General features: G+C 64.3%; 27 protein-coding genes. 14 read left to right on the top strand and 13 right to left on the bottom strand.

The genetic code is table 11. The annotated features are described in order from the left end of the window. Positions 1-26: 26 nt before the first annotated feature. Together ACPPVQ_RS13420 and ACPPVQ_RS13415 are read right to left on the bottom strand one after the other, a co-directional pair. Positions 27-380: an SPW repeat protein gene (locus ACPPVQ_RS13420; protein WP_426515602.1), complete on the bottom strand. Its 354-nt coding sequence runs from the start codon at positions 378-380 to the stop codon at positions 27-29. A gap of 74 nt (positions 381-454) precedes the next feature. Beyond that, positions 455-1,006, bottom strand: a complete 552-nt coding sequence (locus tag ACPPVQ_RS13415; RefSeq protein WP_426515601.1) for a DoxX family protein — start codon at positions 1,004-1,006, stop codon at positions 455-457. Between the two features lie 255 nt (positions 1,007-1,261). Here ACPPVQ_RS13415 and ACPPVQ_RS13410 point away from each other — a divergent pair, with 255 nt between their 5' ends. The 3 genes from ACPPVQ_RS13410 to ACPPVQ_RS13400 all read left to right on the top strand — a co-directional run bounded on the left by ACPPVQ_RS13410 (position 1,262) and on the right by ACPPVQ_RS13400 (position 4,008). Further along, the gene (locus ACPPVQ_RS13410) at positions 1,262-2,395 is read left to right on the top strand and encodes an endo-1,4-beta-xylanase (protein WP_426515600.1); all 1,134 of its coding nucleotides are present in this window, start codon (positions 1,262-1,264) and stop codon (positions 2,393-2,395) included. A gap of 167 nt (positions 2,396-2,562) precedes the next feature. Next, on the top strand, positions 2,563-3,342 hold the full coding sequence (locus ACPPVQ_RS13405; RefSeq protein WP_426515599.1) for a class I SAM-dependent methyltransferase: 780 nt from the start codon (positions 2,563-2,565) through the stop codon (positions 3,340-3,342). Between the two features lie 72 nt (positions 3,343-3,414). Then, entirely contained in the window at positions 3,415-4,008 is a 594-nt protein-coding gene (locus ACPPVQ_RS13400) for a hypothetical protein (RefSeq protein ID WP_426515598.1), read from the top strand. A 78-nt stretch (positions 4,009-4,086) separates the two neighbouring features. Here the strand turns inward: ACPPVQ_RS13400 and ACPPVQ_RS13395 are convergent, their stop codons facing one another. The 3 genes from ACPPVQ_RS13395 to ACPPVQ_RS13385 all read right to left on the bottom strand — a co-directional run bounded on the left by ACPPVQ_RS13395 (position 4,087) and on the right by ACPPVQ_RS13385 (position 7,149). Continuing rightward, complete coding sequence (locus ACPPVQ_RS13395; RefSeq protein ID WP_426515597.1) at positions 4,087-4,755, bottom strand: hypothetical protein; 669 nt, start codon at positions 4,753-4,755, stop codon at positions 4,087-4,089. A 16-nt stretch (positions 4,756-4,771) separates the two neighbouring features. Further along, positions 4,772-5,917 carry an alkaline phosphatase family protein gene (locus tag ACPPVQ_RS13390; RefSeq protein WP_426515596.1) on the bottom strand — a complete coding sequence of 382 codons (1,146 nt, stop codon included), beginning with the start codon at positions 5,915-5,917 and terminating at the stop codon, positions 4,772-4,774. A gap of 158 nt (positions 5,918-6,075) precedes the next feature. Beyond that, entirely contained in the window at positions 6,076-7,149 is a 1,074-nt protein-coding gene (locus ACPPVQ_RS13385; protein WP_426515595.1) for a DNA glycosylase AlkZ-like family protein, read from the bottom strand. A gap of 205 nt (positions 7,150-7,354) precedes the next feature. Here ACPPVQ_RS13385 and ACPPVQ_RS13380 point away from each other — a divergent pair, with 205 nt between their 5' ends. Together ACPPVQ_RS13380 and ACPPVQ_RS13375 are read left to right on the top strand one after the other, a co-directional pair. After that, the gene (locus ACPPVQ_RS13380; protein WP_426515594.1) at positions 7,355-8,866 is read left to right on the top strand and encodes a cell wall-binding repeat-containing protein; all 1,512 of its coding nucleotides are present in this window, start codon (positions 7,355-7,357) and stop codon (positions 8,864-8,866) included. Between the two features lie 307 nt (positions 8,867-9,173). Next, on the top strand, positions 9,174-10,547 hold the full coding sequence (locus tag ACPPVQ_RS13375; protein ID WP_426515593.1) for an FAD-binding oxidoreductase: 1,374 nt from the start codon (positions 9,174-9,176) through the stop codon (positions 10,545-10,547). 14 nt (positions 10,548-10,561) lie between these two features. Here the strand turns inward: ACPPVQ_RS13375 and ACPPVQ_RS13370 are convergent, their stop codons facing one another. After that, the gene (locus ACPPVQ_RS13370; RefSeq protein WP_426515592.1) at positions 10,562-11,755 is read right to left on the bottom strand and encodes a PucR family transcriptional regulator; all 1,194 of its coding nucleotides are present in this window, start codon (positions 11,753-11,755) and stop codon (positions 10,562-10,564) included. Between the two features lie 48 nt (positions 11,756-11,803). Then, on the bottom strand, positions 11,804-12,256 hold the full coding sequence (locus ACPPVQ_RS13365; protein ID WP_426515591.1) for a hypothetical protein: 453 nt from the start codon (positions 12,254-12,256) through the stop codon (positions 11,804-11,806). A gap of 243 nt (positions 12,257-12,499) precedes the next feature. Between ACPPVQ_RS13365 and ACPPVQ_RS13360 the strand changes: the two genes are divergently transcribed. The 5 genes from ACPPVQ_RS13360 to ACPPVQ_RS13340 all read left to right on the top strand — a co-directional run bounded on the left by ACPPVQ_RS13360 (position 12,500) and on the right by ACPPVQ_RS13340 (position 16,617). Beyond that, a complete protein-coding gene (locus ACPPVQ_RS13360) occupies positions 12,500-13,321 on the top strand; it encodes an alpha/beta fold hydrolase (protein WP_426515590.1) in 822 nt (273 codons plus the stop codon). A 33-nt stretch (positions 13,322-13,354) separates the two neighbouring features. Further along, positions 13,355-14,455, top strand: coding sequence for a DUF998 domain-containing protein (locus ACPPVQ_RS13355; protein ID WP_426515589.1), 1,101 nt, complete (start codon positions 13,355-13,357; stop codon positions 14,453-14,455). A gap of 21 nt (positions 14,456-14,476) precedes the next feature. Then, positions 14,477-15,346 carry an enoyl-CoA hydratase/isomerase family protein gene (locus ACPPVQ_RS13350; RefSeq protein ID WP_426515588.1) on the top strand — a complete coding sequence of 290 codons (870 nt, stop codon included), beginning with the start codon at positions 14,477-14,479 and terminating at the stop codon, positions 15,344-15,346. Positions 15,347-15,375: 29 nt separating this feature from the next. Beyond that, complete coding sequence (locus ACPPVQ_RS13345; protein WP_426515587.1) at positions 15,376-16,200, top strand: MBL fold metallo-hydrolase; 825 nt, start codon at positions 15,376-15,378, stop codon at positions 16,198-16,200. 78 nt (positions 16,201-16,278) lie between these two features. Next, positions 16,279-16,617, top strand: coding sequence for a hypothetical protein (locus tag ACPPVQ_RS13340; protein ID WP_426515586.1), 339 nt, complete (start codon positions 16,279-16,281; stop codon positions 16,615-16,617). A gap of 137 nt (positions 16,618-16,754) precedes the next feature. Here the strand turns inward: ACPPVQ_RS13340 and ACPPVQ_RS13335 are convergent, their stop codons facing one another. Beyond that, positions 16,755-17,213, bottom strand: coding sequence for an Lrp/AsnC family transcriptional regulator (locus ACPPVQ_RS13335; RefSeq protein WP_426515585.1), 459 nt, complete (start codon positions 17,211-17,213; stop codon positions 16,755-16,757). 97 nt (positions 17,214-17,310) lie between these two features. Between ACPPVQ_RS13335 and ACPPVQ_RS13330 the strand changes: the two genes are divergently transcribed. Both ACPPVQ_RS13330 and ACPPVQ_RS13325 read left to right on the top strand, forming a co-directional pair. Further along, entirely contained in the window at positions 17,311-17,949 is a 639-nt protein-coding gene (locus tag ACPPVQ_RS13330) for a LysE family translocator (protein ID WP_426515584.1), read from the top strand. A 77-nt stretch (positions 17,950-18,026) separates the two neighbouring features. Continuing rightward, positions 18,027-18,824 (top strand): CPBP family intramembrane glutamic endopeptidase, encoded by a 798-nt coding sequence (locus ACPPVQ_RS13325; RefSeq protein WP_426515583.1) that lies wholly within the window; start codon positions 18,027-18,029, stop codon positions 18,822-18,824. Between the two features lie 90 nt (positions 18,825-18,914). Here ACPPVQ_RS13325 and ACPPVQ_RS13320 read toward each other — a convergent pair whose 3' ends face one another. After that, entirely contained in the window at positions 18,915-19,310 is a 396-nt protein-coding gene (locus ACPPVQ_RS13320) for a VOC family protein (RefSeq protein ID WP_426515582.1), read from the bottom strand. 92 nt (positions 19,311-19,402) lie between these two features. Beyond that, a complete protein-coding gene (locus ACPPVQ_RS13315; RefSeq protein WP_426515581.1) occupies positions 19,403-20,056 on the bottom strand; it encodes a fasciclin domain-containing protein in 654 nt (217 codons plus the stop codon). Positions 20,057-20,202: 146 nt separating this feature from the next. Here ACPPVQ_RS13315 and ACPPVQ_RS13310 point away from each other — a divergent pair, with 146 nt between their 5' ends. Next, positions 20,203-22,035 carry a cytochrome c biogenesis protein DipZ gene (locus tag ACPPVQ_RS13310; protein WP_426515580.1) on the top strand — a complete coding sequence of 611 codons (1,833 nt, stop codon included), beginning with the start codon at positions 20,203-20,205 and terminating at the stop codon, positions 22,033-22,035. 366 nt (positions 22,036-22,401) lie between these two features. Further along, positions 22,402-24,186, top strand: coding sequence for a cell wall-binding repeat-containing protein (locus tag ACPPVQ_RS13305; RefSeq protein WP_426515579.1), 1,785 nt, complete (start codon positions 22,402-22,404; stop codon positions 24,184-24,186). A 51-nt stretch (positions 24,187-24,237) separates the two neighbouring features. Here ACPPVQ_RS13305 and ACPPVQ_RS13300 read toward each other — a convergent pair whose 3' ends face one another. The 3 genes from ACPPVQ_RS13300 to ACPPVQ_RS13290 form a co-directional block, all read right to left on the bottom strand. Beyond that, positions 24,238-24,795, bottom strand: coding sequence for a hypothetical protein (locus ACPPVQ_RS13300; RefSeq protein WP_426515578.1), 558 nt, complete (start codon positions 24,793-24,795; stop codon positions 24,238-24,240). 56 nt (positions 24,796-24,851) lie between these two features. Beyond that, positions 24,852-25,193 (bottom strand): DUF4190 domain-containing protein, encoded by a 342-nt coding sequence (locus ACPPVQ_RS13295; protein WP_426515577.1) that lies wholly within the window; start codon positions 25,191-25,193, stop codon positions 24,852-24,854. A 304-nt stretch (positions 25,194-25,497) separates the two neighbouring features. After that, positions 25,498-25,974 (bottom strand): hypothetical protein, encoded by a 477-nt coding sequence (locus tag ACPPVQ_RS13290; RefSeq protein ID WP_426515576.1) that lies wholly within the window; start codon positions 25,972-25,974, stop codon positions 25,498-25,500. Positions 25,975-26,070: the final 96 nt, after the last annotated feature.

The raw sequence follows: 26,070 nt of genomic DNA, 5'->3' as shown, positions 1-26,070 counted from the left end.
GGCCGGCCCCTCGCGATCGGGTTGTTCTAGTGAGTTGGTTGCACGTGATGCATCTTCATTGCAGGCTGCACGGCCAGGAGGCCGGCGGCGAGTACGACGACTCCAGCGATCCACGATGTCCAGGCGGCTCCTGCGCTTGACGCGTAGTTGCCCACCCACGGCGAAATGATGAGCAGGGCGCCGAGAGCGACATGGACCCACTCCATTGAGACGAGGCCCGGCATCGCCAGACTCCACACTCCCGCTGCAACCATCAGGACCCCGAGAACAAGCATGAACGACATGGATGCGCCCATTTGGGTTGTCCATAGCGTCGACAATGCTACGTAGACACCGGCTGCAACCACCACCCAGTCCTGCCAGCGAGTCCATTTCTTCATCGACACCAACCTCCTTCATCGGTTGGCTCCCGATCTGGGGGTCACCTTCGATTCTAGCTTGATTGACCGGCCGGTCAAATAGGTGTTTCGTCGTCGCGATCGTGCCTGTCGCTGGGCTCCGCATCCATCGATTCGGATGCTCTGCGGCCGAATTCGATCGCGGCAAACGAACCGACGATGCCGGCGCCGAGCGCGAACAGCCCGCCCAGGATGCCCCAGCGTGCCTTTCCCAAGGCCGCGTCCACGGACGCCTTGCCCGGGCCGTCGATCGACAGCGCCGTGACGACAGCGATCAGCACCGCGTTGAACTCGAACCCACCGTTCGAGTTCCACGGGCCGTTCTTCCAGTGCACCTTGCGGATCGCCGTGACCATGGTCGCGATCAGGCCGGCCGCGGCAAGGGGGGTAGCTGCGCCGGCCGCTATGGCGATCCCTCCGACCGTCTCGGTGAGCGCAACCGCACGTGCCTGGAGAGCCGCCGGTTGCATCTGCATGCTAGCGACCATTTTCTCGGTGCCCTCGAGTCCAGGCCCGCCGAACGCGCCGCGGAGTTTTTGGAGGCCGTGGGCGGCGAACACGCTGCCGACCACGAGACGGACGAGGAGTTTGCCTGTTCCAGCTGTCATAGACGCGACGGTACCCCCTTGCACCCGCACGCGCGAGCGGCTCTCGCCGACGGAGTTCACCTTCTGCCCGGCGACGATCGGCGGCGACCTGAATGCATGCATTAGACACGTTCGTCTAACCCCATTGACAGGTCAAAGTGGGCGAATTAGTCTGACGAAACAACATATAGGGGTCGACCTTTTCGTGCCTTACGAAATCGATTTCTATCCCAATGAGATCCATGCAAATGAGATCCGTACAAAGGAGTACCTGACGTGAAATCTCGTCGTTCTGCCCTCATCACCACAGCCGTGGTCGGTGTCAGCGTTGTCCTGTTCAGTCAGGGTGCAGCCTTCGCCAGCGAGCCGTCCCATCCAAGCCCAGCTTCCCCTCCCGATTCTTTGCGGGCGTTGGCCGCCCCGGTGGGTTTGCGCATCGGGACCGCGGTCAATACTGACCAACTCGCGAGCAACCCCGCGTACACGTCAATTCTCAACAGCCAATTCTCTTCGGTGACGCCGGAGAACGTGATGAAGTGGGACGCAGTCGAGCCAACGCAGGGCACGTACAACTGGGCGCCGGCCGACGCACTCGTCGCCTCCGCCGAAGCCCACGGCCAGCTTGTGCGCGGGCACACGCTTGTGTGGCACAACCAGCTCCCGTCGTGGCTCACCGCGGAGGCACCGTCCCTGAGCGCCGACCAGCTGCGGGCACTGCTGAAGAAGCACATCACCGACGAGGTCACTCACTTCAAGAGCAAGATCTGGCAGTGGGACGTGGTCAACGAAGCGTTCAACGACGATGGCACGCTCCGCGACTCGATCTGGCTGCAGAAGCTCGGTTCCGGATATATCGCCGACGCGTTTCGCTGGGCTCACGCAGCCGACCCGAAAGCGAAGCTGTTCTACAACGACTACAACATCGAGTACACAGGCCCGAAGAGCAACGCGGTCTACGCGTTCGTCTCCCAGTTGAAGTCGCAGGGCGTGCCCATCGACGGGGTCGGATTCCAGACCCACCTCGACACGCAGTACGGGTTGCCCGACCTGGAGAACAACCTGCAGCGTTTCGCCAAGCTCGGTCTTGACGTCGCCGAGACGGAAGTCGACGTGCGTACAACCCTTCCGGTGACCGCGCTTGAACAGAACGCCCAGGTGGCGGGATACACCTCGACGCTTCAGGCATGCCTCGCCGTCAAGCAGTGCATCTCGTACACCGTCTGGGGATTCGGGGATGCTTACTCGTGGGTCCCTGGCGTCTTCGCGGGTGAGGGCGCGGCCGACATCTACGATGCCAGCCTCCAGCCGAAGCCCGAGTACACCGCTCTCCAGCAGACGCTCGCGCTGGCCACCGGCGCACCGCATCGTCCCGACACTGGATACGGACACGACGACGGCGAGCGCCGCTAGACACAAGAACCACTGCGGGTGATTGGCGGCGCTACGCGTGGGCGACATTGCGCACGCGTAGCGCCGCCGCTTGTGGGCGCCGCTCGCTCGAACGAGCGGCCGGCCTCGGTGTTCGCCGGGCGCGGAATTTCTCGATTCCCTCACTGAGACGACAGAGAATCGTTAGCGTGGCGGGCGGATTCGAGGGGGACGTTGCGGACTATTACGCCCGATATCGACGGGGTTACCCTGCGGACGTGGTCGATGCTCTGGCCGACGCCCTCGCATTGAGTCCGGTGGACACGATTGTCGACCTCGGATGCGGCACCGGCCAGTTGACGCTGCCCTTGGCGCGGAAGGTCGGACGGGCCCTCGGTGTCGACCCCGAGGCAGACATGCTCCGGCATGCCCGAACGGCGGAACGTGAGGCCGCCGTGACCAACGTGCAATGGATCCGCGGTACTGCGGATGACCTCGAATCGATTGCGGCGGCCTACGACGGTGTTGGAGCGATCACCCTGGCTAACGCCATCCATCTCGTCGACCGTGCCAGGTTGTTCGCCGCGGCCAAGGTGGCGCTCAGGCCCCGGCGCGGTCTGGCGATCATCGCCAACGGCACCCCCCTGTGGCTACAGGACACCGCATGGTCGGCTGCGTTGCGCACCTTCGTGCACCGCCGGCTGGGCGTGAGCCCGACCAGCTACTGCGGCACCGACGACGCCACCCGCGCGACATATCGGAGTGAGCTGACCGCCATGGGCTACAACGTTGACCAGGTTCGCGTCACCTACACCGACACCCTCACCCTCGACCAGATCGTCGGCGGCGTCTTCTCGGCGATGTCCGACCGGATCCCGGAAAGGAACGATCGAGCGCGATTCGCTGCCGAGTTGGGCAACGCGTTGGCCGGTACGGATCCCTTTCTGGAACAGGTCGACGTTCGCACTCTGATTGCTCTCCGCCACTGAGTGGCGGCACCGGCACAGGGATTCGTGTGATTGCGTTGCTGCGGGGGCGCGTCCGGCGTATTGTGCGGCACTATGGACGGCATCACCGACCCTCCGAACACGCCCCGTCGCCCCGACCCGTCGGAGTTGGCCGACTTCACCCAGAGACTCCGTGACATCGGGGCCGGCTCCGGACTCCATCGAGGCACGATCGTCTCGATCGATGCTGGGCGCCTTTTCTATAGTCTCGGCACTGGGGCGAACCTGGCGCTGCCGTCCGGCGTCGCCACCGGTGATGTCGCGTTCGCCCCGACCCTCAATCCGGCATTCTTCTACTCGTGGGACGTGCACCCCGAGCAGCCGCTCGATTGGTTCCGGGTCTCGGTCCGTTTCACGCCGTCGGATTTCGGCATCAGCGAGACGCGCTCATTCGAGTTCGAATGGGTAGTCGTGCCCTTCTTCCTTGAGCTCGGCGCCGAACTGACTATTGAGGTGTCGTCGAATTCCGGGACCTTCGCTGAAAGTTGGACGCTGGACGAATTCGCGATGCGGACGCTTCGCCTTGCTACCGGACCGGTCGAACCGAACGAGACGGTCCGCGCGGACCTCGTGAGGAACAGCAGAAACGGTAGCTGGATCTGGCTCCGCACGAATGTCACGTACCCGCCGCCAACCACGGAGCCGTAGCCGCATCACACGAGGCCGGGAGGATGACTCCCGGCCTCGTATTCAGCACTGCGTTCGGCTAGCGTGCATCCGCTTCGGTCAGTGTCCGTGTCGCAGTTGGCCCAGTCCCGGAAGGACCTGGGTGCCTTCGGTTCGAACAGCGGTCAGCGCGGTCGGGTTGAGTCGAAGCGCGGCGAGGATCGTCGGCGCGACCTGCGTGGTTTCGACGGGTGAAGAGATGACCTGAGCCGGCACTCCGGGACCATCAACGAGCATGAGCACGTGGCGGTCGCCGGTGTTCATGCCGCCGTGTTCGGCGAGTTTCGTCGGACCCGAGTACACGATGCCCTCCTGAACTTCGCCGAAGACATCCGGGTAGTGACCGTTGTCGACGGCGACACCGAAGAACTTCGCGGCGTCGCTTCCGGCCCAGATCTGGGCGAGACCCGAATGCTGGACGGTGACGGGATTGCCGTTACTGTCGAATCCGGCAGCGGTGTGATCCCAGAGATAGCCCTTGGCGAAGTCGGCTGCGGCCTGCGAGCGGTCCGACAGGTAGGACTGCCACAGGTCGTCGTCCGTTCCGGCGACGATGAGTTTCGGGTTGCTCGGATGCGTCTGCGACCAGGCCGTGTTGATCGCGCTGACGATCGGACCATCCTTGACTGTGACGAGCTTGGTCGGGTCCTGAGGCGACTGGCCATGCTTTGCGGTGACGACGATCGTCGTTTTGTTCGTCAGACCTTCCTTGTGGATGGTGGCGACCATCCGGCCGAGCTGAGCGTCAACATAGTCGAGAGCGCTGGAGAGCGCTGGAGAGCACGGGGCCGGGAACGAGTTGGCCGTTAGCCCACTGATAGCCGCCCGCTTGTGGTGCGCTCGTGGTGTAGTTGCCGTTTGCGTCCGGGCCGATCAGTGTCGTCGGGGTCGACTTGATCTTCTCCGCGACAGACACGGCCTGGAAGTTCATGCCGAAGATCGCAGGAGTGCCGGCCTTGGTCTTGCCGGAGTGGTCCAAACCATTGATCTCGTTGAGCACGGCCTGGACTTTGTAGCCGTCGTACTGCTTGGTGGCGGCGTCGATGTGCGCCCAGTCGTCATCTTGCGGGTACGGGACGCCGTTCGGCATCACGGCCTGGGAGTCGATCTCAGGCGAGAAGAGATCGTCGATGCTCTGGCCGTTCGATCCCGGACCGTTGAACGACGCGTAAACCTCGTGCTTGTCGGACCACGCAGTGCGCAGGCCGGCGTTGTGGATGACCTGGAAGATCGTGTTGTCGCCAAGGTAATCCCACGGGGTGATCGGCTTGCAGGTCTTCGGATCCACCGGGAAGGTGGCCGGGTTGAGAGAGGTCTTCGGGTCGAACTTCAGGTTCATGATCGCTGCGGGGTTGGTGTCGACGCCGCCCGGGTAGATCGAACCGTTCTCGTCGAATGACGGGAAAGCGCCGTTCGACGGGTTGGTGAAGTCGGGCACCTGTGCCAGAGCGTCGTCCGGCGAGTCGTAGATGACGTCGCCGCCCGTGGCCGGCTGGCCCGGAGTGCATGCGGCGCCCGCCTCGTCGACCGTGTGGCTGTACTCGACGTCGTAGAACACGCCCGTGGTCTTGGGGTTGCCACCGGTCATCAGCGCCGTGCCACCCGGGTCGGAGTCCGAAGGGTTGGAGGTCGACGCGTTGGTGTACTGACTGCCGTCGTGGGTCAGCTTCGCGAGCGTCGAGGCCGGATGGTTCGCGACGTACCAATTCAGGTCGCTCTGGTGCATGCCATCAACAGAAATCAGCAGCACATGGTCCGAGCGCCCGTGGCCATGCGACGGAACCGCGGCCGAGGCGCTGGCCACCATTCCAACGCCGCCGAAAGCAGTGACCGCGAGTGCTGCGACACTCGTTGCCGCGACTTTCGCCCCAACTTTTGATCTGAATCTCATCGGACTCCTCCGTCGTGGGCCCACGTGACGGCGTCATTTCGTTGACGCGCAGTAATCACCTGACCCCCTGAGGAGGGTAGAAACGCAAAGTGAATTCGCGTCGACCGGAGGATGGCCGCCCAACAAACGCGGTCTTCGAGTTCTCTCAGGGAGCCGTGTCACCACTCCGGGACGTCGACGCCCAACCACGTGCCGAGGTCGGCGATCTCGGCGTGGACCATGTCGTGCTCCACTTCGTCGAACGGCACGAACTCATGGACTGCGTTGACTTTCAGTTCGCCGCGGTCGTTGTCGACTTCGGCATCGAGCATCCCCACGAATCGATCGCCCATCAGGATCGGATGCGCGAAGTAGCCGTACTTTCGCTGCGGCTTCGGCTTGAACTGTTCGAGCACGTAGTCGAACTCGAAGAGTTCGCGCAGCCGGGGGCGATCGAAGAGCATCCCGTCGTACGGGCTGAGGAACGCGACGCGGCCCCCTTCGTCATTTTCGAGCGCGGCGAGCGCCTCGGGGTCGACGCGATACTTCTGGCGCATCCCTTCGATCGTCGCGGGCTCGCCCGCTTCGCCGACCGGGGTCCACGGCGATCTCTGCTTGGCGATACCGGCCGCCTGTAACCTGCGCTCGTTCAGCAACCGTTCGGCCTCGTCGTCTTCGTATTCGGGCAGATCGTGCGGGTAAACGCGGTCGGCCAGATCCCAACGCCGATGGCGTCCCTTCCGACCCACGATTGCGACCTCGCCCTGCCGCTGAAGGAAGTCGAGCATATGCACGACCTGGTTGGGCCCGTACCAGCCATCCGGCGGCCGGATGACGTTCGCGGTGTCCGGGATTTCGCTGGCGAGCAGCGGGCCTTCCGCTCGCAATCGCGCCAGGACTTCGGTGCGGAATTGGTCGTTCGCCTCCAACCATTGGCGGCTGCTCTCCCGACGCGGCCAGCGCCGCATCGCCGGCATCATCAACGGCAGCAGGCTCATGGGGCGGAAGGCTCCGTCGAACTCGAACAGCAGCCGGTCGGATTCGACGGCCTTCGAGAGCTGTGCCCTGTCGTAGGCCGAGCCGATCCGCGACCAGAGGAGTGTGTGCTCCGCAGGCGCGATCGTGGCCGTCGGGTCGATTTTGATGGCGCCGAGTTGCTCGGCGATCCCGACGACGTCGTCAGGGCGATCGGCTTCGAGCAGCTGCGCCCCCACCGCGATGCGTCGGGCCTGGTCGCGGGTGAGCTGGTGCACGCGTCATTTTATGACGCTCGGTTGGCGACTGCTTGATATTTGTCGACTCTCGGATACCCGCCGCCCTGACCTGAATTGGGGGCGAAATCGGTTCGCTATATAACGCCGAATGGCACGGTTGCGCCGGAATTCGTAGATAGTCTCAACAAATCACGTGCCCCGTCTGTGCGGCGGGGCATTTCTATGTCTAGACAGAGGAAACACATTGCACTATAGCCACACCCGGCTGGCTGCCCTCGCAACCACAGTCGTCGTCGCCGGAGGCATCGCGTTCGCCGCGGCCGCCCCCGCGACCGCCGCGATTGACGCGACCGTAGACAGCTACGTCAGCTCGATCGCGAACTCCGAGACTGCTGCCAACTACAACACCTGGCACCTGAGCTCCGACCCCGCGGTCTCGGCCGCCACGGTGGACGGCGCGGGTCTCGAACTCCAGCCCGGCACCAAGGGCACGACCGTCATCAAGGGTCTTGACACCACGCTCGACAAGGCCGGGTTCGAGGCAGTGCTCGCCCAGGGCATCTCGTGGACCTCCACCAGCGGCCACGCGAACTTCCAGATCCCCATTTACGCAGAAGGCCAGCACTTTGTCACGATCGTACCGATGGCAGGTGTCGTCATCGGTGTAAACCAGGTCGGTGACGCTCAGCAATGGGCGTTCTCCAGGCCGATCAACGGCATTCCGGCGTGGGAGAACCACACCCTCTCCGACCTGCTCACCGCGGCGGGCGCCTACACAGTCCTCGGCTTCGGCGTGCAGGACGACCCCGGGGCGAATGCGACGGTCTCAAGCATCACGTGGGGCCACCAGGTCGTTCACTTCTGGAACCCGGCAGTGAATCGAGTTTCAGGTTCTGACCGTTTTGACACCTCCGTTCAGGTGTCGAAGAACGCATTCCCGCACACCGCTCCCGTCGTGTTCGTTGCGACTGGCACCGGCTTTGCGGATGCCCTCGCAGCTGCCGCTCCGGCGGCTCAGCTCGGCGGACCGCTGCTGCTGAGCGCCCCGGACAGCCTTCCGGCGATCGTCAAGGCGGAGATCCAGCGTCTGAACCCGTCGAAGATCTACATTGTCGGTGGAACCGGTGCGGTTTCGGCTGCGGTTGAAAAACAGCTCGATTCTCTGGCTCCGACCGTGAAGCGTCTGGCTGGCTCCGACCGCTTCGTGACTGCCCGTGCAGTTATCGATGTGGCTTTCCCGAGCTTCTCGAAGGCGTATGTCGCAACCGGCATGAACTTCCCGGATGCACTGTCGGCTGCGGCTGCGGCCGGCGCGGCACACATTCCCGTGCTCCTTCTGAACGGAAGCCTGCCGTCGGTCGATGCGGCCACCACTGGATTCCTGACGTCGCACGGAGCGAACACGTTTACGGTCGTCGGTGGCCCGGGCGCCGTCTCTGCCGGCGTCGCTACGGGCCTCGGCCCGAACGTCACGCGCATCCAGGGTTCCGACCGCTTCGAGACCTCGCGGCTGCTCAACGCTGACGCATTCAAGACCGCCAAGTCCGCGTATTTCGCGACCGGCAACGACTTCGCCGATGCGCTCTCGGGTGCCGTGCTCGCTGCTACCAATGGTGCGCCACTGTACGTTGTCACCCCGGCCTGCCTGCCCGCGGCGTCGAAGCTGGACCTCGCTAATCGTGGAGTCGAAAACGACACGCTGATCGGTGGCACCGGCGTCCTCAGCGACGCGGTCGCCAACCTGGAAGGCTGCTGAACGAGCGGGGTCGACCCACTGGGGCGACCCCGCAACAGGGATTTCAGCGATTTCTATCGTGAGTCTCACATTCTAAAAAGGGCGGGGCCACCGACAAAGTGGCCCGCCTCTTTTGGTGGCCCGGCGCCGGCCGTGTCGATGCTGTACGTTTCCATGTCTAGCTGCCGCGAGCGCCCGCCATCAGTCCTCTTGACCCTGCGGTGGCTTGGGTGTAGGCCTAGCGGGGTAACCCCCGGCCGTCATTACTGGTGGGGATGTGGCGGGTGGAGCGTATCCGGTCTCATGAAGAGAATCGCGGCTAACACCCATGAACGGAATACCGCTCGACGGACTGCGTGAACAGCTCCGCGGGCAACTGGTCACACCAAGTGATCCTGAATATGACTCCGCCCGCGCTGTCTACAACGGGATGATCGACAAGCATCCGGCCGGTGTCGTCCGTGTGGCGCAGGTGGCGGACGTCATCGCCAGCGTGAACTTCGCGCGCGATCACTCCATGCCCCTGGCAATTCGTGGCGGCGGCCACAGTGCGCCCGGGTTCGGCACCTGGGACGACGCCCTGGTCATTGATTTCGTCAACCGCACGGGGGTCCGCGTCGACCCCGAGGCGCGGACTGCCCGTGCCGAGGCGGGAACCACCTGGGCAGACTTCAACCACGCGACCCACGCGTTCGGTTTGGCCACCACGGGCGGCATCGTGGGGTCCACCGGGATTTCGGGCCTGACCCTGGGCGGCGGCATCGGCTACCTCTCTCGCAAATACGGGCTGACCTGCGACAATCTGCTGTCCGCAGATGTGGTCACCGCAGAAGGCAGGTTCCTGACGGCGAGCGAAACCCAAAACGAGGACCTGTTCTGGGCCTTGAGGGGCGGCGGCGGCAACTTCGGGGTGGTGACTTCACTGGAGTACAAACTGCAGCCCGTGGACATGGTCCATGCCGCGATCATCATCTACAGCATCGAGCATGCTGAGACCGTGGCTCACTTCTACCGTGACTACATTGCCCATGCGCCCGAGGAATTCGGGACCTTCATGGGCTTCCACCAGGGACCGCCAGTGCCGTTCCTGCCTGAGGAATGGCATGGCAAGCCAGTTTGCGTGATCATCGGCATGTGGACCGGCGATCCTGCAGAGGGCGAGGCCCGTTGGCAGCCGTTCCTGGATGTGGCCCCCGTGGCAGGTTCGATGGTGGGACCCATGCCGTACCCGGCCCTCAACGCTGCCTTCGATCCTCTTCTGCCCAAGGGGATGCAGGCCTACTGGAAGGCGAATTTCCTGGCCGAACTCAATGACGGCGCCATCGCCGCCCACCTCGAGTACGGCAGCAAGGTTCCCAGCGTCCAGACGTCCGTCCACATCTACCCGATCGACGGTGCCGTTCAGCGGGTGGGGAAGACGGACACCGCCTTCGTCAACCGCGACGTCAAGTTCTCTCCCGTGATCGCCTGCATGTGGGATGACCCGGCAGACAACGCCGCGAACATCGACTGGGTCCGCAGCTATACCGAGGCCTTGCGTCCATACTCCTCACCGGGCGGCTACATCAACTTCATGGACGGTGACGACGAAGGCAGAGTCCGTGAGAACTACGGGGTCAACTACGAGCGGTTGGTGGCTGTCAAAACCAAGTACGATCCAGGAAACCTCTTCCACGTGAACCAGAACATCAAGCCCGCCTGACCCTCGAGGGCGAATCATAAGTCGTCCAGGTTGCCCATGGCCTGCTGGTGGTAGGCGGAGAGAGCCAGGTAGAGCTCGGACGCGTGGCGGGGTTGCGCGATGTCGCGACCGGTGAGGGTGGCTATCCGATGCATGCGGTTTCGGATCGTGTTCTGGTGCACCCAGAGTTTGGTGGCGACAGCGGCGAAGGACCCGTCGGTCGAGAACCACGCGTCGAGGGTGTCGACAAGCGGTTGTCGCTCAGTTTCAGGGAGATGGAGCAGCTCTCCGAAGACGACCTCGACGATGGGTCCACTCAGTTCAGGCGACCCCGCAGCCGCCATCGGGATGGGAGCATCGGTGAAGTAGCTGAAGGTGCCAGGGGCTGCCGCCGCCAGCGCGATCCTCGCCAGCCTGACTGTGAGCCCTACGCGTGCGTAGTCCTGCTGCAGCGGGCTGACGCCGGCGGTCACCGTCCATTGTTCCGCCGCCGACTCGAGAGCGGCGGGCCACGAAGGGTCGACGGCGCTCACGATCCCCAACTGGACATTTCCGGACATCACCCAGGCAGAGATGATCTGCAATTGCGCCAAGGCTTGCTCGACTCGAGGCAACGGCATTCTGCCGGTGTGGGGAGCCGCCACGGCCACCACCACGTACCCGCCTGTGCGGGGCAGGCCGAGCCGATCGACCGCATTCCACGGTGAGGCAGCCTCCTGCCCTCTGGCAGTGAGGAGTCCATACAGGATTCCGAGCCGTTCCTGTTGGCGGCTGAGCAGGCTCTTGGCGAATTCGTTTCGGTAGCCTGCCGACATCGCTTGGACGAAAGCATCGTGCATGAACCAGACCTGCGACGCTAGTTCGACCAGCTCCGCGTCGGATACACCACGCGCTCTCCCGTGGGCGACGACCGCATCCCACAGGTACTTTGTTCCGGTCCGGATCGCGTCCGTGATGTCCATCTGCGCGATACCTTTGCGGGCCCGTCGCTCGCCGAGGTCGCGAGGCGCCGCCTCCCGCTCCTCGACCGTCAGGCCCGGAGTGACGAGCGCCGTGATGTGCTCCGATGTCGAGCGCTCGACCTCGGCTGGGGTCACGGGAGATCCCGCGCGATAGAACTCCAGTTCCGTCCGGATGGTGTCAGCCATCCGGACGGAGAGGTCAGGGTTCGAGACGACCACTTCACGCAGGAGTTCGGCAAGCAGAGGCCATGAATCGAGTTCATCCATGGTTGCCTCGCATCTGCCGCGCGCCGGTGTCGCGGAATGGAGGCGATTCTACTCGTTGGCTGCGACCTCCTTCACTGCTGCGTCAGCCGCCTTCTCGTCCGCCTCGTCTCGAGCGATGGCGGCGTCGAGCACTGCGTACTCGGCTTCCTGGATCGCGTAGATGGCGAAGTCGATCGAGTCCAGCGCGTCGGCCTCGGCGTCGTCTGCGGCCCGACCGGCGCGCTTCGCCGACCATTTCGCGTGTCGCGCTGTGGAATCGGCACGCAGCGACGCGAACGCGTCCGACACGGACTTCTGCGCGTCGGCCCATTCGGCGGCGGTCTCATCGCCGGCGGCGTTGACCTTGGCCCCGAGTTTCGTGCGGGCGTCTGTCAGCTGGGCATCCAACTGAGCCTTCCGGGCCTTCAGTTTCTCGTCGTTCCTCTCTTTGGTCGCCTCGATGGAGGCTTCCAGTTCGCGGGACTGGTTGGAGAGCTTCAGCAGCTCGTCGGAGAGTGCCATCGTGTGATCCTTTCGTTTCAGTGGCTGATGATGTCGACGATGATCGCTCCGGCTCGATGCGCAACCCGGAGATCTGGAGGCGGCCACAGAATCGCCGCGACCAGGTTGTGAGGTTATACAAATCGCTGCATGTGAGGGGCCGCGGCGTAACCTGAGACGCGTCAGCTCGAGGAACGCGCAGATCGGTGCAGACCGCGAGTATCGACACTCCCGATGGAATCGAAGAGTACGAGGAGAACCGCAATGCCATACATCACCACCTCGGACGGAACGCAGATCTATTACACCGACCTGGGCGAGGGTCAGCCCGTCATCCTCAGCCACGGGTGGCCGCTCAGCTCGGACGCCTGGCAGGTCGAGCTGAAGCTGCTCGCCGACAACGGCTACCGCGCGATCGCCCACGACCGGCGTGGCCACGGTCGCTCGTCGCAACCGTGGAACGGCAACGACATGGACACCTACGCACGCGACCTCGCAGAACTGGTCGATCAGCTCGACCTGCGCGACATCATCCTGATCGGCCACTCCACCGGAGGCGGAGAGGTCGTGCGTTACGCCGCTCAGCACGGCGCGGGACGCGTCAGCAAGATCGTGACAGCGGGCGCGGTCCCGCCGATCATGGTGAAGTCCGACACGAACCCGGACGGCACGCCGATCGAGGCATTCGACGGGATTCGGGCAGGCGTCCTCGCCGATCGGTCGCAGTTCTACCAGGACTTGTCTGCTGCCTTCTTCGGGGCGAACCGCGAGGGCTCGAAAGTTTCGCAGGGCGCCCGCGACGACTTCTGGCGTCAGGGGATGCTCGTCGGACTCAAAGCGGCATACGACTGTGTCAAAGCGTTCTCGGAGACCGACTTCACCGAGGACCTGAAAGCGCTCGACGTTCCGATCTTCATCGCTCAGGGCGATGACGATCAGATCGTGCCCATCGCGGACGCAGCGGAGAAGTCGATCAAGCTCGTCAGGAACGGGACGCTGAAGGTCTACCCCGGGGCACCCCACGGCATCTATGGCGAATACCAGGCCGAACTCGACAAGGACATCCTCGAGTTCATCGCAAGCTGATTCATTCCTCTCGACGAAGGAGTTCGCGAGCGCATGTCACGAGAACATCACCCAGGCGTTCGCCTGTCGGCAATTCATATCGAGTCCCGGTCGGTTCAGTTGGCGGCCGCAGCGAGCGGCATCGGGGCCGTCGCCGGGGCAATCGCTTTCTGGCAGGGCTCGGTGCCGCTGTTCGGGCCGTGGTCGATCGGCACCGTCGCGGCGATCACGGGCTCGGTCCTCGGAGCGGGAGGGTTCGTGTTCGCCTACCTCCGGGCGCTCGGGCCTCTCCCGCCTCGAAAGCAGGATCGTCTCGCACTCCCTCGACGGGTCCTGGACACAACCGCGCTCACCGTGAATCACGTCGCCATCTGGCTCATTCTGAGCCTGGGGACGTTCCTCCTCCTCGACGACGCTTTCCGTGGGCTTCGCGTCGACACGCTCACGGCTGCCGTGCTGGTTGCGGTTGCCACGGGAATCAGCACCTATTTCATGCAGGCTTCCGGCAACACCATCAACTCGCTCAGAATTTCGACGCTCCTTTCGATCTTCATCGCGAGCGGGGTGCTCGCGAGCATGATCACCGCACCAGATCCCGCGTGGTGGAAACGGAACTTCAGCGATCTGGGAACGATGGCCGGCTTCTCGGGGTTCGCCTTCAATTTCACGCTCATCGTCACCGGCGGCCTGATCCTCACGCTCTCTGACTACGTCATGGTGGATGTCAGAAAGTGGGCACGATCCCGACCCGACTACAACGCCCGCAAAGTTTCGGTGATCGGATGGGGCCTCGTCGGCGAAGGCGCGTTCCTGGCCGGGGTCGGCATTTTCCCGGTCAACCGATTCCACGCGATCCACAACACCGTGGCCATTTCGCTGGTCGTGCTTTTCGTTGCGATGGTATTTGCACTCCCGAACCTTCTGCCCGGTTTCCCCGCCACGTTCGTCACGCTCGGCTACGCATTTCTCGGCGCCGTGGTAGTAGTCACTCTGTTGTATTTCCCGATCGGCTATTACAACCTGACGGCACTTGAGCTGGTCGCCTCCGCCGTCATCCTGGGCTGGATCATCATCTTCATCCGAACCGCCGCCGCTTTGAACCCAGCAGAGACGACCAGCCCCGCCAGTGATGCGATGGTGTCGAATACCGCGTGAACGGGGTGGTTTGGAGAAGCCATGTCGAATGACCGTGAGACACAGGTGCCGGTCGACGCCGGGGACTACCGCACGCTTCGGGTTCACCGTGACGGCGCCGTTCTGACGGTAGAGATTGCAGCCCCGCCGATGAACCTCCTCGGCCCTGAGCTGGTGCACGATCTGGTGTCGTTGATCCAGCGGGCCGAGTCCGACGCAGGGGTCCAGGTGCTGGTGTTCACGAGTGCCGACCCCGACTACTTCATCTCGCACGTCGACGTGACGAGGATCGCCGCATACCGTGCGGAAGCTGCCCGACTCACGGGCGAAGCATCCATCGCCCTCCTGTTCCGGTACCTGAGCGCAAGCCGGCTGGTCACCATCGCCCAGATCGAAGGCAGAGTCCGCAGTGCGGGCGACGAATTCGTCCTCGCATGCGACATGCGCTTCGCTGCTCTGGAAACCGCGGTCTTCGCCCAGTTCGAGGCGGCGTTCGGGCAGCTTCCCGGTGGAGGGGCGGTTCAGCACCTGACCCGACTGCTGGGGCGTGGCCGGGCACTCGAGGTATTGCTGAGCGCCGATGACTACTCCGCTGAGCTGGCGGAACGATACGGGTGGATCAACCGCGCCATGCCCGGCGATCAGCTCGAGGGGTTCGTGCAGCGTCTTGCGCATCGGATCGCGTCGTTTTCGGCGGCAGGGCGAGTGGCGATCAAGCAACGCGTGAATGCGATTTCACTGGCGCCCGTCGAAGATTTCCGGTACGACTCGGACCAGTTCGGCGAGAGCGCGCGGACGCCCGAGACTCAACGCCTGTACGCGGCGACACTGGATGCGGGCTTCCAGCAGCGAGAGACCGAACTGGATCTCGGCAGCTGGCTGGGAACTGAAGTCCAGAACGACGCTGACTGAGATCGAGCGAAAGAAGAAAGGGAAGAACCATGGGTTCCCGACTGAACGTCAGTGTCTTCGTCGCCCCCGAGAAACCGACGGTCGGTGAGCGTTCCCGCCCGTTCGGGCCGCCGCCGGCGTGGGACCCGATGACATCCACCCTGATCTTCGGCGACACGGATGCCGTGCTGGTCGACGCGCTTACGACGGAGGCGGAGGCGCATGCCTTGGCTGCGTGGGTGGCATTGCATCATCGCAACCTGACGACGATCTACATCACTCACGGACACTTCGATCACTTTGCGGGATTGAGCGTCCTACAACGCCACTTTCCGGAGGCCCGAGCCATCGCTACGCCGGAAACCGTCGAATTCGCCGGAGCTTCCCCCGAGCGGACCGCCTTCTTCCGCAAGCTCTGGCCAGGGCAGCTGCCCGCTGACCTGGTTCTGCCCGAGCCGTATGAATCGGATGCGTTCAGCCTGGAGGGTCACGAGTTGCAGATCATCAGGCAGGGAACCACCGACTCTCCCGACAGCACGTCCCTCTATGTGCCGTCCCTCGAGTTGATCGTCGCGGGCGATGTCGTCTACAACCACTGCCACATGTTCGTCGCCGCGACGACGCCGGAGATTCGGAAGAACTGGATCGCGGCGTTGGACCGCCTGTCGGCGCTCTTTCCGAAAATGGTGGTTGCGGGGCACAAGAAGCCTGGAACATCCGACAGCGCAGACACGATCGAGCAGACCAGGCAGTACCTCATCGATTTCGGTCGCCTTCGCGATGAGACGGAAAGCGATCAGGTGCTGTACGACGCGATGGGCGCGCTCTACCCCGATTGGGTCAGCCACCAGGCATGGCTGATGTTCGGGCTCTGAATCCCCGCCGCTCGCAGTCAGCATTTCGAAGCGCTTGCCCGAACCTGCGCCGCTAGTCTCTGGTCGTGGGGGAATTCGATGGGTGAGTTGATCGACGAGTTCGACGCGCAAGAGCGACGCCGGATGCGGGCACGCTGGCTGATGGTCGGTGCTGTCGTGGCCGTCGTCGTGTTCTGGGCGACCGGGCCCTTCGGGATTGTCCTGTTGGTTCGCGGATCGATGTTCGGCTGGCTGCTCCTCGCTCTCGCAGCGCTTTCGGTTGTGGGCGCAATCGCGGCATTCCGCGCAAGCCGTCGCTTGGTACCCGCGAATGCGTACCGGATCGAGGCTGACGCAAGCCAGCAGGCGGACCCGTCCGCGGTTGGGCCGTGGGGTTCGAAGGCTCTCGGCTGGGTAACCACCTTCCTCAACCGGTAATCGCCGGACATGGTTGATGCTCACCATATGATTGCGCTTGCGTGGTCTCCTTCGGAGCCGGCAGCCGGAATCATCGAGCTGGTGTTCGTCCTGGGCGCTTCGAACCCGCTCGGGCAGCGGTTCGACAGAGTGACGACCTAAAGGTCAGCCGGGTACGGCCGGTCGACGACGATGTTCTTCATGACGAGTGTCGAGTTGAAGCGTTGCACTCCGGGCAGGGCGGCGAGCAGGTCGTCTTCGAGTTGGGCGTAGGCGTTGAGATCCGTGGTCCGCACCCGCAACAGGTAGTCGGGGTCGCCGAAGAGTCGTTGTGCGAGAAGCACGTTCGGGATCTCAGCCACCGCCTTCTCGAACGCGATCAGTGTGTCGCGGTCTTCCTGGCGCATCGTGACGAACACGAGGGCCTCGAAGTGGAGGCCGAGCGCGGTCGGGTCGACCACGGCCCGATAGCCGAGGATCGCGCCGGAGCGCTCGAGGTCGCGGACGCGCCTGTGCGCGGGGGAGACGGTCAGGCCGACCCGCTCTGACAGTTCGGTGATGCTCTGCCTCCCGTCGAGTTGCAGCTCGACAAGAATCTTGCGATCAAGACGATCCATCACCATCTTTTTCCTCAAATCAGGCGCACGCGTGGAAATAGTTGGAAGCACTTCCCCTCGATTATCTCGTAGTTTCCTTCTCAGGGGAGGTGTAGTGATGGAACCCTATCTTCTGCTGGCATTCGCTGGCATCGCGGCAACCTTGATCGTCGTTCCGGGTCCGGACTGGGCGTTCATCCTGGCGTCCGGTCTGCGACACCACGTGGTCGTGCCAGCCGTCGGCGGGCTGATGCTTGGATACCTGATGCTCACTGTGGTCGTGGCGATAGGCGTTGGTCCGCTGGTCGCGGCCATCCCCTGGATGCTCACCGCGCTGACGTTCGCGGGTGCGGCCTACCTCGTCTACTTGGGGATCGTGACGCTTCGAAGGCCGCCGGGTTTGATCGAAGGCGGCGGTGAACCGGAGCGCGGGCCGGCCAGGGGCACCTTTGTCGCCCGGGGATTCGGCGTGAGCGCCCTGAACCCGAAAGGATTGCTCGTCTTCCTCGCCATCCTTCCGCAGTTCGCAAGATCGGATGCGCCGTGGCCGATCGCGATCCAGCTGGCCGTCCTCGGCGCGCTCTTCGTCGTCGTCTGCGGACTGTTCTATCTGGCGCTCGGGTTTGTGGCCGATCGGATGCTTCGCTCGCGGCCGACGCTTGCGCGGCTCGTCTCGCGCGTCGCCGGGATCGCCATGATCGTCATCGGGGCTGCTCTCATTGCTGAGCGCGCATTCGCGGTGACCAGCCACAATTGATTCAGCAGGCCACACCATCCCAGCGCACTCCTCCTACTGGGAGATTGGCACTCGACAGCCTCGAGCGAGGAGAAGCAATGAAGCGCCCGGCGAATCGGGACTTGCGCGCTGTCGTGGTGTGGGCGATCGCCCTTCTGGCGGTCACGGCGCTCGCCGCACTCTGGCTGAACGCGACCGGCGTCAGCTACCATGACTTCTCCCCGGCGATCCTGGTCATCGCATACTCGCCTGGACTCGTGGCGCTCGCCGTCGCCGGGTTCCTGCCGGGTGCCGGAGGTTTCCGCTCGATCCTCCGCCAGTTCCTTCACTGGCGCGCCGGCATCCAGTGGTACGCGCTCGCACTCCTCGGGCCGTTCGTGCTGGTGCTGCTGGCGACGGCGCTCTTTGTCGCCTTCGGCGGCCACCCGCCGGCTCACTGGCTCGTCGTGCCGCCGGCGGCCGGCATCGGTGTGCTTGTGGGTCCTGTCATCGCCGGATCGATCGGCGAGGAGCCCGGCTGGCGTGGCTTCGCGCAGCCGCACCTCCAGAAGCGGTTCCGGATGGTTTCCGCCGCCGTGATCGTCGGCCTCATCTGGAGTGTCTGGCATCTCTGGCCACTCCTCACCCCAGCCGGCCGCGCAGACAGCAGCGTGGCCGATGTTCTGCAGACCTTCGTGCGGCTCGTCGCGACCGCAGTGGTCTACGCCTGGCTCTACGACAGGTCGGGCGCAGGCCTAGCGGTAGTGATGGTGGCGCACGCGGGACATAACCTGGCGATCGACTTCGCGGCTCCGGAACTGGTGGGCTCGCAGGAAGGCGGCTGGATCATCGCGTTGCTCTATCTGGTCGCTGCGATCGCTGTCGTCATCTTCGTGCCCCGACTCCGCCGCCGTTGACGGCGTGGGCCGGGCTACTGTATTGCAACGTGTGTGCTAGCCAGTTTCTGGAGTGATTCTTACTGCCGCGATGAACTCGCGGTCGTGCCCTCAGCCGCTCCGGGGCTCGCCGCGGTAAGTGCCGAAGGACCAATGGTTGCCTTCCGGATCTCGGATGGCGAAGTCGCGTGATCCGTAGTCCGTGGTGTGCGGCTCGGTGATGACCGTTGCCCCGCTTGAGCGAATCCGCTCGAAAAGAGCGTCGGCATCCTCGACGACGACGTAGCAGCTCGTGCTTCCCGGCAACCCCATGCCGTCGTCGCGTGCCGATCCGAGCATCACTCCGCCACCGAGCGGCCACGACAGTTGCGCATGCGAGACCTCGTCGCCTTCCGCGTACACGACGGTCTCTTCGAACCCGACGACGTCGACGAGGAAGCGGATGAGCGCTCGCGCGTCAGAGGCGCGAAGGGTGGGCCAGACCTGCGGTGGTGGCGTGTCGTCCATGCGACCCAGCATTTCACCATCGCGGCCGATCCGGAATGCCTCGGGCCGCTGGACGCAGTCGACGCGTCCAGCGGCCCGAGGGGATTGTGCAGCTACTTCGCGGGAGGCATCAGCACCGAGTCGATGAGGTACACCGTGGCGTTCGCGGTGTGCACGCCACCGCAGATGACATTCGCATCGTTGACCTTCAGGTTGTCGCCGGAACCGGTCACGGCCACATCGCTGCCCTGAACGGTCTTGTGCGTGCCGACGATGTCCTTCGGCGCGATCTGGCCCGCGACCACGTGGTAGGTCAGGATGCTGCTCAGCGTCGGGGCGCCAGCATCCGTCTTGAGCGTGTCGATGGTCGCCGCCGGGATCTTCTTGAACGCTTCGTCGACCGGAGCGAAGACGGTGAACTCGCTGCCGTCGAGCGTGCTGACCAGGTTCACCTTCGAGTTGATCTTGCCGGAGACGGCTGCCACCAGGGTGGTCAGCAGCGGGTTGTTGCTCGCCGCGGTCGCGACCGGGTCCTGCGCCATGCCCGAGACTGAGCCGGCGCCGCTCGGAACCTGCTTGGCGTAGGCGGCGCATCCGGGACCTACGAGGTCGGCGGCCGGGTCCATGGTGGCGGCTGCGGATGGGCTGGACGAGTTCATTGAAGAGCTCGTGCCCGATGCCGAGCCGGTCCCGGACGAGCAGCCGGTGAGCGAGAGCGCGGCGAGGGCGACGACGCTGGCTGCGAGGGAGATCTTGGAACTGCGCATGAGTAAGGCTCCTTTGGTGGATGACTGTGTTCGTCGTTCTGCCGGGCGTTCGGAACGGCGGTCGTAAACGGATTGGAAAGTGATCGAAACCGGCCGGATGCGGTCACTCGGCAATCCGCAGCGGCCCGGCGTTCCGAATGCTGGGCATGTACCTGACCCTCGCGCTGATCGGATTCCTCGGCGGCCTCATCACGGGCATCTCCCCGTGCATCCTCCCCGTGCTGCCCGTCATCTTCTTCTCCGGCGGCGCGCAGAGTGCCCGGTCGTCACCGACGGTGCGCGATAGTGCGGCGGGCCCGTCGGCCCACGCAGACTCGGCCGCTGAGGTCGCTGTCAGTGGCCGCACCACTACCGCCACGCTCACGCGCACGGACACCGCCGGCGCAGCGGAGCCGGAGCGCACCGTCTCCCGCTGGCGGCTTTACCAGGTGATCCTCGGCCTGGTCGTCTCCTTCAGCGTGTTCACCCTGCTCGGCTCCCTGCTGCTCGCCGTGCTGCACCTCCCGCAGGACGTCCTCCGCTACGCGGGCATCGTCGTCCTGCTTCTGCTGGGCATCGGCCTGATCGTTCCGCGTTTCGAAGAGCTGCTCGAGAAGCCGTTCTCGTGGATCCCGCAGCGCAACGTCGGCACCGACCGCGGCGGTTTTGTCCTCGGGATCGCGCTCGGCGCGGTCTACGTGCCGTGCGCTGGACCGGTGCTTGCAGCGATCACGGTCGCCGGGTCGACGGGACGGATCGGGATCGAGACGATCATTCTCACCCTCTCGTTCGCGATCGGCGCCGCCATCCCGCTTCTCGTGTTCGCCCTCGCCGGCCGTCGCGTGGCCGAGAGGGTGAAGTCGTTCCGCAAGCACCAGAAGGGCATCCGGATGACCGGCGGGATCCTGATGATCGCGCTCGCCGTCGGCCTGCTGTTCAACCTGCCTCAGCTGTTGCAGCAACTCATCCCTGACTACACGTCGACGCTGCAGGACCAGTTCTCCAACTCGGGCCAAGTGTCCAAGGCTCTGAACTTCGGCGGCCTCGTGAACGCCCAGAACAAGGACCTCTCGAAGTGCTCGAACAACGCATCCATGCTGGAGAGCTGCGGGACAGCGCCGGAGATCACGGGCATCCAGCAGTGGTTCAACACCCCGGGCGACAAGCCGGCCGCCTTGAACCAGCTGCACGGCAAGGTCGTCCTGGTCGACTTCTGGGCGTACTCCTGTATCAACTGCCAGCGGTCTCTCCCGCACGTCGTCGCGTGGAACAAGGCGTACAAGGATGCGGGACTCGAGGTCATCGGAATCCACGCTCCTGAGTATGCGTTCGAGAAGGTGCCCGCCAACGTCGAGTCGGCCGCGAAGGGATTCGGGATCACCTATCCGGTTGCGATCGACAACAACCTGTCGACCTGGACGAACTACCGCAACCGCTACTGGCCCGCCCACTACCTGATCGACGCGAGCGGGACCGTGCGCAACATCCAGTTCGGCGAGGGCAACTACGCCCAGACCGAGGGGCTGATCCGCCAGCTGCTGCAGCAGGCCAACCCGTCGACGTCGCTTCCCGCCGCGACCGACCTTGCCGACACCACACCTCAGACGTCGAAGATCACGCGGGAGACCTACCTCGGCTACACGAAGGCGTCGAATTTCGGCGGGGGAGTGCCGTACACGTCCGGCGCCGCGGAGTTCGCGCTGCCGGCCAAGCAGCCTGCGAACTCGTTCGCGTTGCAGGGCGGGTGGGATGTGGGCACCCAGTCCATCACTCCGTCTGCGGATGCTGCGAGCATCCGGCTGGACTACTCCGCCAAAGTTGTCCAGATCGTGCTGTCGGGCACGGGGGATGTGCAGATCGAACGTAACGGAAAGACCACCACGGTTCACGTGGATGGAGTACCGAACGGGCGCACCCTTGTGTCCGACGGGTCAGGTGCGGGGACGTTGACCGTGCGGATCCCGAAGGGCGTGCAGGCCTACTCGTTCACGTTCGGCTAAAGGTATGCCGGGTACGACCGGTCGACGATGCGGCTCTGAGAGGAATATGCCCCTGAACAAATATTGGGCTGTCCGCCGGGATCTGAGCGGATGCATAATTGGCTCAGAGCAGCGATCGACCCGATTCGCTCACCATGAATGCGTGTAAAGATGCGCGAACACAGCCGGTCAATAAAGCCAATCGCAGGGCGGAAGGTCGGTGTTCGACAGCTCGTCGCGACGTTCGCCGTCATTGCACTGAGTGGAATCGGCCTCGCGGTCGCGGGCCCGGTATCCGCCACGAGCTCGTATGCGCCGAGCGGCTTCCACGTCGGGAACAATCCGGGCGGTGTTGCGATCGCCCCGGACGGTACACAGGCGGCGGTCGTGACCGACGTGGTGGGAGGCGCCGAAGTCACGGTATACAGCACCACGACTCACGCCCAGTTGTGGTTTGCCGGCCTCGACGGCTCCGGATCGAACGGTCTGACGATCAGCGCTGACGGCACCAAGGCCTATGCGACCTTTGCGCACGGCCCGGCGCAGGGCGGGCTTATGATCTTCGATCTGACCAACCCCACCAATGTCGGCCGGGTCTCGATGATCGACCCCCTCTTCGATGTCGCCGTCACGCCCAATGGTGCCCAGGTGTACGCGTTGGATTGGCCGCCGAACGCGACGACCGGCAAGGTGGCTGTCATCGATCCAGTCACTAAGGTGGTGCTGAAGTACATCGTTCTGAGCGTTCTCCCGTGGGACCTCGTGTTCAGCCCGGACGGCTCGAAGGCGTATGTCGTCGGCGCCGACAACAGCGGGAATGGCGCAGGCTCGATCGAGGTCATCGACGTCGCCACCGGCACTGTGACGGCCACGATCCCGATCGGGGCCGCGTCCGATGGCATTGCCATCAGCCCTGACGGTTCCACCCTGTTCGCCACGAACCCCGGAGACGGCTCCACGAGCGGTACCGTGTCCGTGGTGTCGACTGCGACCAACACCGTCACGTCGACCATTCTGAACGTCGGTTTTGCTCCGTTCCACATCAGGGTCTCGCCGGATGGCACCCAGGCGTGGTTGCTCAACCTGGAGAGCAAGACCGTCGCGGTGATCGATCTCGCGTCGAAGTCCGTCGTGTTCACCTATGCCGTGAGCGGGGGCACCCCGTGGAACCTCGCGTTCACGCCAGATGGAAAGCAGGTCTGGGTGACCGTCGACGGGAGCGACGCGAACGCCACCGGAACGATGGACATCTTCGACGTGGCCTCCGCGACCTGGAACCCGACGGTGACGCGGGTCTCCGGCGCCGACCGGTATCTGACGTCGGTAAAGGTCGCCCAGGCGGCGTTCCCGACGACGGCACCTGTCGTCTTCATCGCGACCGGAACAGGCTTCGCGGATGCCCTGTCAGCGGCAGCGCCCGCAGCGAAGCTCGGGGGACCGCTTCTGCTGACCGATCCGGCGAATCTGCCGACGACCACGAAGCAGGAGATCCAGAGCCTCCAGCCCTCGACGATCTACATCGTCGGCGGAACCGGCGCGGTCTCGACGGCGGTCGAGAACCAGTTGCGTCTTCTCGCAGCGACGGTCACCAGGCTTGCAGGCACCGACCGCTTCGACACCGGGCGCAAGGTCGTCGATGTCGCATTCGCGTCGATGCAGAAGGTGTATGTCGCTACCGGCCTCGACTTCCCTGACGCCCTGTCGGCGTCTGCGGCAGCCGGGGCCGCAGGCATCCCCGTGCTGCTCGTGAACGGATCGAAGCCGACGCTGGACACGCCGACCAGTGACTTCCTCACCTCGCACGGCGCGAACGCGTTCACTGTCATCGGCGGACCGTCCGTCGTCTCGGCGGGGATCGCCACCCAGCTGGGCACGTCAGGACCGGTCAACCGCATCTACGGCGTCGACCGGTACACGACCTCGCAGCTGATCAATGCCGACGCGTTCACCTCGGGCACGAGCGCCTATTTCGCCACGGGCACCCAGTTCGCGGACGCGCTCTCCGGCGCCGTACTAGCCGCAGTGAACCACTCGCCGCTCTACGTCGTGAATCCGACCTGCGTCCCGCGGGGGTCGGAGCACGACCTAGCGGCACGCGGTGTCTCGAACGTCACCCTGATCGGGGGAACGGGCGCCTTGAGCGCCGCCGTCGCCAAGCTGCACAACTGCTGACCGGTCACCCCACCCGTGGAGCGATCGGGAAGGGCGCAAAGCTCCACCGCTTCACCCCTGATTTGCACGAACAGCCAGCATCCTATTGATGCGTCGCGCGACTAGTTGGCGTGAGGAAAAACCTATCGGCCAGATACCGGAGTCGCTTATCTGCGGAATCCACCATTCCTCGGAGGTTTCGGCCGTTCTGACGTAGAGACGCGTCTGATAGTCAGACGCTAGTTCGACTTCGTCCCATGGTCGGGCGAGCATGGTTGTCCCGTCAGACCTGACTATTTCGATGCCGGCCGGAGCTGCCCGGATAAGCCCCCACTGGATCAGCCGCGAATCACCCCACTCGACGCCGACCGGAGTGGTAATGGGATCTAGCCTGACGCCGAAGACTACAGAATCGGGATGGCTGGCGCGCGCCGCCCTCAGGACCTCGCGATACGGCTTGGCAAGCGAGTATCGGGTCGCCGTATAGAGGCCTGCGAATACGACGAGTCCGAACACCCAGACGGTGACACCCAGCCAGCGCGGATTCCCGAGAAGGCCATTGATGAGGGGTTGTGCGATCGTCCACACTGCGAGCACCCAGTAGGCGCCAATCGAGATGCCCCGTCGCATTGGGTCCACCGGTCGCTCGGCTGGGCCTGCGTTTCGAGGTCCACGAGCTTTCTCATTCACGATGAGTGCGTGGAAGCTCCGAGACCCGCGAGAATCATCACCCCGAAGAGAATGATCGGGATCGGCAAGAAGCCGCAGACTATAGCGGTGATGGCCTCAACCCGTCGAAAGCCGCCCGTGCGCTTGGCGGTTCCCAGCCCGATGAACCCGAAGATAATTCCCAGCAGCGCGGGCAGCCAACAGAGGAATACCCCGATTAACGGGATCAGCGAACAAACGGCGCCGACGATGCCGAGCACCATGCCGGCAACGGCGAGCCCGTTACTCGGGGGCTTGGGAGCGTGCTGAACGTACACGTATTGCGTTGGCTGGTTTCCCCAGCCCGGACCCGAAGACATGAACACTAGGTTGCCAGTCGCGCTCCGAGCTCGGCAGTCCCAACGCGGGGGGCGATCACCGGCTAGCGAGCGACTGCCGGGGGTTGAGCTCATGCGGGCGCTCATCGCCGCAGCCACAAGTGTTTCCTGCACCACGTGAGGGTCCCGCCTCTAGATCTCATGGCACGGCTTCAGGCATTCGCGTTCTCTGGCCCAAAAAAGCGGCAGCCGAGATCGCGAAACCTGGACCTCTCGATTCGGAGGTCACCCGCCGAGTGCGCCACGCGCTCGCCGAGGCCTTTCCGGTCGCGTAGTCAGAGGGCCGCTATCCGCGAAGCGCCTGGTGCGACGGGATCAAGGTGATCGAATCCGCGGTCACCCCGACGAGCCCGAGGTTCACGCGCAGCAGCGTGGGAGGAACACCATTATCCGGCGGCGGGGTCGCCGCTCCGAGCGTGAAAGGCGACCCATCGAGCAGGGTCGCTGTCGCCGAGTCGACGTAGACCTGCACGTTTCCGCGCAACTCCATCGTTCCCGCATCCGAGATCAGGGCGGGGCCCGTCTGTTTGCGCACGTTCAGGTGGAAGTCCTTGATCACGATGTCGTCAGCCGTGAGCTTCAGCACTGGCACACGGCGACCGTCGGCGAGCGGCACGGTGACCAGCGTGACCGAGTGCAGGCCGGTGAAGGTGATGGATGATCCGGTGAGTTGCGCTGCCGGTTGCGTGAAGATCGGCGCACCCGAGTCGCTGACGGCTGCGGGCGGAGGAGTCGGAGATGGCGTGCCCGGCGCACCCGGCACAGGGCTGGTGCCGATGCCCGGGATCGGCGCAATCGGCAGCGGGAGCGTCGGCGAAGGCGACGGGGAAGGTGAGGGCGACGGCGAGGCCGCACCGCA

The sequence above is a fragment of the Leifsonia sp. McL0618 genome, assembly GCF_049994905.1.
Lineage (GTDB): Bacteria > Actinomycetota > Actinomycetes > Actinomycetales > Microbacteriaceae > Diaminobutyricibacter.
Note: the sequence above shows the minus strand (reverse complement) of the source record. Positions and strands in the feature narration are given on the sequence as shown.